Raw genomic sequence first — 1,234 nt, 5'->3', positions numbered from 1 at the left:
TGGTTGTTCAGCAACAGTAACAGAGACTACGGACGTAGTGGTTAATACGCCACCTACACCTTCTTTTATATCTGGAGCTACGACTGTATGTTTTAACGATATTGAAACATACATTACTGAACCAGGTAATACTAATTATATATGGACATTTACCGGAGGGACACTAATATCCGGAGGAGGAGCATCTCAACCTAGTATTACTATTCGTTGGGATGGGGCCGCACCGTATGAAGTGGGCATTAACTATACTGATGCTAACGGCTGTTCGGCAGCTGCACCTACTGTATTGGCTGTTAATGTAATCAGTAATACATTATCTCTGACACAAACTCCTGACCCAGGTCTATGTGCCGGAAGCTCGATAGAAATAGCTGCCATTACAGGTTATGATACTTATGAGTTCAGAGATGGCGCAGGCGGTCCTGTATTACAGGCAGCTTCAGCGGATAATACTTTTGATGCCACAACTTTTACCGATGGTCAGGTGATTGAGGTGGAAGCGGTATCAGCTACGTGTGGTACTGTTACTGAAACTATAACATTGAATATATCGGCAAGTCCTTCATTGTTATTGACTCAAACCCCCGACCCCGGATGTTCAGGTTCTTCAGTGGAAGTATCAGCAACACCAGGTTTTGATACTTATGAGTTTAGAGATGGCGTAGGCGGTCCTGTTTTGCAGGCAGCTTCAACAGATAATACCTTTGATGCCACGACATTTACCGATGGTCAGGTGATTGAGGTGGAAGCAGTATCTACTGCTTGTGGTACATTATTAGAAACAATTACACTTAGTATAAATTCATTACCTACATTAACTTTATCCCAATCACCGGATCCAGGATGCGTAGGTTCAACAGTTGAAATTACGGCTGCGCCTGGTTATGATACCTATGAATTCAGGAATGGTGTAGGTGGCCCTGTCTTACAGGCGGCTTCGGCAGATAATACTTTTGATGCGACCACGTTTACCGATGGTCAGGTCATCGAGGTAGAAGCATTCTCAGCGATATGTGGAGTTTTTACAGAGACTTTGGTTATCAGTATAGATAATGTTTCAGCCTTAACATTATTACAAGATCCAAACCCTGGTACATGTGCAGGTACTTCTATTGAATTGACAGCAACAGCCGGTTATGATACTTATGAGTTCAGAGATGGTATAGGCGGTCCTGTATTGCAGGCGGCGTCAGCAGACAATACCTTTGATGCGACCACATTTACCGATGGTCAG

Annotated in this window: 1 protein-coding gene; it reads left to right on the top strand. The window is 43.6% G+C overall.

All coding sequences use genetic code 11. From position 1 onward, the window contains the following. Window positions 1–1,234: hypothetical protein (locus E1163_RS30185; protein ID WP_185155889.1), on the top strand; the 1,234-nt coding region annotated here is incomplete at both ends.

The organism is Fulvivirga kasyanovii (assembly GCF_009711405.1).
Taxonomy (GTDB): domain Bacteria; phylum Bacteroidota; class Bacteroidia; order Cytophagales; family Cyclobacteriaceae; genus Fulvivirga; species Fulvivirga kasyanovii.
This window is presented reverse-complemented; position numbering and strand designations above follow the sequence as displayed.